Source organism: Synechococcus sp. Cruz CV12-2-Slac-r (genome assembly GCF_024346075.1).
GTDB lineage: Bacteria > Cyanobacteriota > Cyanobacteriia > PCC-6307 > Cyanobiaceae > Synechococcus_D.
This window is the reverse complement of record NZ_JAGQEK010000132.1, coordinates 1-4,267: the sequence shown is the minus strand read 5'-3', so window position 1 is coordinate 4,267 and position 4,267 is coordinate 1. Positions and strand designations below refer to the sequence as shown.

2 protein-coding genes and 1 pseudogene are annotated in these 4,267 nt (G+C 61.0%); all 3 read left to right on the top strand.

Annotation, left to right across the window (positions count from 1 at the left end):
• Positions 1-1,131 (top strand): oxygen-independent coproporphyrinogen III oxidase (gene hemN, locus KB557_RS09240; RefSeq protein WP_255133515.1); only part of this gene is annotated, 1,131 nt, incomplete at its 5' end.
• Positions 1,132-1,240: 109 nt separating this feature from the next.
• Entirely contained in the window at positions 1,241-3,679 is a 2,439-nt protein-coding gene (locus tag KB557_RS09235; RefSeq protein ID WP_255133513.1) for a phosphoketolase, read from the top strand.
• 6 nt (positions 3,680-3,685) lie between these two features.
• A pseudogene (locus KB557_RS09230) lies at positions 3,686-4,267 on the top strand (acetate kinase); the annotation flags it as partial.

Below are 4,267 nucleotides of genomic sequence, written 5' to 3'. Positions count from 1 at the left end.
GCAGGTTCCAAGGCGGTGCTGCCCTACCTCGATGCCCTCGAACGGGAACTGGATCTGCTGGTGGGCGCCATGCCCAGCCCCCGACCGCTCGCCCAGCTGCACTGGGGTGGTGGCACCCCCAACTATCTAAATGCCGAAGAACGCCAACGGGTGTGGCAGGCGGTTGCCCAACGCTTCCCCCTGGAGGCCGACCTTGAGGCCGGCATCGAGGTAAACCCCGAACGGCTCGACCGCAGTGCTGTGCTGCAGCTGCGCCAGCTGGGTTTCAACCGAATCAGCTTTGGGCTGCAAGACGTGGACCCGGCGGTGCAGGCGGCGGTGAATCGTCCGGTGCCGGTGGAACAACTGCGGGCCGCCATGGGCTGGATGCGGGAGGCGGCCTTTGAAAGCGTCAACCTCGACGTGATCTGTGGCCTACCGCTGCAAACACCGGAACGCTTCGCCGCCACGATGCGGGAAGTGAGCAACCTGCGCCCCGATCGGGTTTCCCTGTTCAGCTTTGCCTACCTGCCCGAGCAGCTGCCGTTGCAACGGCGGATCAAAGCGGAGGAACTGCCCTCGCGGGACCAGCGGCTGCAAATGCTGGAAAACGCCCATGGCCATCTGCTGGACCAGGGCTATGTGGCCATCGGCATGGATCACTTCGCCCTCGCCGACGATCCCCTAGCCATAGCGGCCCAGCAGGGCACCCTGCACCGCAATTTCCAGGGCTACACCACCTGCGCCAACCTCGATCTGCTGGGGGTGGGCCTATCGGCGATCAGTCTCTTCCCCGAGCTCTACACCCAAAACAGCCGCTCGCTCAAGGCCTACCAGGAGGCCACAAAACAAGGCCAACTGGCGGTGGACCGGGGGGTAGAGGTGAAGGATCCCATGGTGATCCTGCGGCGCCACATCATCCAGGAATTGATGTGTCATTTCGCCGTGGATTTCATAACCATGTCCGTTGATGGGGCCAGCATTTTCCCCAAGGAGTGGGCCATTTGTGGGGATCTGGAGGCGGAGGGCTTACTCAATCTCCACTGCAACAGCATCACAGTTACCGAACGGGGTCGCTGGTTAATTCGGGTGATTGCCGCAGTGTTTGATCCTGACATCCAAGAAAAAGCCTCCGGATCCCGGGTGATTTGAATCTCATCGGCCAGGGGGCAGGAAGGGGAGATTAAAAACAAAATAGTTTCCTAATACCCCCTTTGCCATAGCCACCTAGACCGCATTTACAAGTACCTCCAAAACTGAAATGAGCACCACAGATTTATCGCTAAACCCCAGCCAAAAAACTGGCCAGCCCTTGGGCGAGCAGGAGCTGCAACAGCTCCATGCCTGGTGGCGGGCTGCCAACTATCTGGCGGTGGGGATGATCTATCTGCAGGACAACCCGCTGTTGCGGGAACCCCTGCGGCCGGAACACATCAAAAACCGCCTGCTGGGCCACTGGGGCTCCAGCCCCGGCCAAAGCTTCATCTGGACCCATGCCAACCGGCTGATCCGCCTCCACCAGCTCGACATGATTTATCTGTCGGGGCCAGGCCATGGCGCCCCCGGCATGCTCGGACCGGTTTATCTCGACGGCAGCTACAGCGAGGTATATCCCGACAAATCGCAAGACATCATCGGCCTGAAGCGCTTTTTCAAGCAATTCTCCTTCCCCGGCCACATCGGCAGCCACTGCACCCCGGAAACCCCCGGTTCAATCCATGAGGGGGGCGAGCTGGGCTATGTGCTTTCCCACGCCTGCGGCGCCATCTTTGACAACCCCGATTTGATCGCCCTGGCCTGCGTGGGGGATGGCGAAGCGGAAACCGGCCCCCTGGCCACGGCCTGGCACATCAATAAGTTCATCAACCCGATCCGCGACGGGGCGGTGCTGCCGGTGCTGCACCTCAACGGTTACAAGATCGCAAATCCCTCGATCCTCTCCCGCATTCCCCACAGGGAACTGGAAAGCCTGATGCGCGGCTACGGCTGGCGGCCGATCTTTGTGGAAGGCAGTGAACCCCACGCCATGCACCAGGCGATGGCCGCCGCCATGGATGGGGCAGTGGAGGAAATCCGCGCCATCCAGCAACAAACCCGCAGCAGCGGCAAGGCCTACCGGCCCCTATGGCCGATGTTGGTGCTGCGCTCCCCCAAGGGTTGGACAGGGCCAAGCGAGTTGAGTGGCCACAAGCTCGAAGGTTTCTGGCGCTCCCACCAGGTGCCCCTCACCGACCCCAAACACAAGCCAGAACAACTGGCCGCCCTTGAAGAGTGGCTGCACAGCTACAAGCCAGAGGAATTGTTTGATGAGGGCGGTCGCCTGCGGGCTGAGCTGCGCCAGCTCTCCCCCACGGGCCACCAGCGCATGGGCTCCAACCCCCATGCCAACGGCGGTCGCCTGCGCCAGAAGCTGCGCTGGCCCGACATTGATGCTTTGGCGGTGCCGGTGGAAACCCCCGGCCAAAGCGAAGCGGAGAACACCTACCCCCTGGGAAAATTAATCAAGGAGTTAATCGAGCTCAACCGTGGCCGCTATCGCCTGTTTGGCCCCGATGAAACCCATTCAAACCGTCTGCAGGCGGTGTATGAAACCACCAAGAAAGTTTGGATGGCGGAATATCTGCCAGAGGATGCCGATGGCGGTGAACTGAGCATGGATGGCCACGTGGTGGAGATGCTCTCAGAGCACACCCTCGTGGGGATGATGGAGGGCTATTTGCTCACCGGTCGCTATGGCTTCTTCCACACCTACGAAGCCTTTGCCCATGTGATCTCTTCGATGTTTAACCAGCACTGCAAATGGCTGGATGTGTGCGAAGACGTGCCCTGGCGGGCGGCAATCGGTTCCTGGAACTGCCTGATCTCCTCCACCGTCTGGCGTCAGGATCACAATGGTTTCACCCACCAGGACCCCGGCTTCATCGACCTGGCCGGCAATAAAAAAGGCAGTGTTACGCGGGTATATCTCCCGGCCGATGCCAACTGCCTGCTGGCGGTGGCCGAGGAGGCCTTACGGGAAACGAATGTGGCAAACATCATCGTTTCAGACAAGCAGAAACACCTGCAATATCTGAATCTGGATGCCGCCCGCCGCCATGTGGCCAGGGGCATTGGGCTCTGGTCTTGGGCCTGTAATGACAGCTGCACCGACAGCATGGATCACCCCGATGTGGTGATGGCTTCCGCCGGTGATGTTCCCACCAAGGAAACCCTGGCGGCGATCGAAATCCTGCGGCGGGAACTGCCGTCACTGAAGATCCGCTACATAAATGTAGTTAAGCTATTCAGTCTTACCCTCCCCTCCGAACATCCCCACGGCCTCCCCGACCGAGACTTCGACGATCTCTTCACCACCGATCGTCCGGTGATCTTCAACTTCCACGGCTACCCCTTCCTGATTCACCGCCTCACCTACAAACGCCATAACCACGTGAATATCCACGTGCGGGGCTATAAGGAAAACGGCAATATCAACACACCGTTGGAGCTGGCGATCATCAACCAGATCGACCGTTTCAACCTGGTAATTGATGTGATCGATCGGGTGCCCGAACTGGGCTCCCGGGCCGCCCACCTCAAGCAACAAATGCAAGACGAAATCCTCAAGCAACGGGCCTACGCCTACAAACACGGCATGGACGATCCCGCCGTGAATGATTGGCACTGGCCGTTTGGCTACGGCTCCTGCGAAAAGAATTGAGGAGTGATGTCGACCCTGGTGCTTAATGCCGGCAGCAGCAGCCACAAGCTGGTGCTGTTTGACGCCGAAGGGGAGCGGCTCTGGCAGGGGGCGATCGACTGGAGTGAGCGGGGGGGCGCCCTTGCCCAGGATCAGGCCAGCCTGGCTGCCGCCCTAGGGGAACTGCTGGAGCAGTTGCCCCCCAGCGCAGGGGGGGCCGCAGCGATCAAAGCCGTGGGACACCGGATCGTGCATGGCGGCGACCACTTCCGCTCAGCCGTGGTCCTTGATGCGCAGGTGGAACATGAATTGGAGAAGTTACGCCGGCTTGCCCCCCTCCATAACGGCCCGGCCCTAGACAGCCTGGCGGTGTTGCGCAAACTCCTGCCCGGGGCCTGGCATGGTGCCGCCTTCGACACCGCCTTCCACCGCAGCCTGCCGCCGGAGGCCAGCACCTATGCGCTGCCGGCGGAATGGCGGGCCCGGGGTTTGCACCGCTTTGGCTTCCATGGGCTCAGCCATGGTTCGATCGCCCAACGCTTCCCAGGGGTGCGGCTGATCAGTGCCCACCTGGGGGGTGGCTGTTCCCTGGCGGTGATCGAAAAGGGC

What these genes read in the sequence shown, in the direction of transcription:
- KB557_RS09235 (WP_255133513.1), top strand. Translation starts at nt 1,241, where the DNA reads ATGAGCACCACAGATTTATCGCTAAACCCCAGCCAAAAAACTGGCCAG.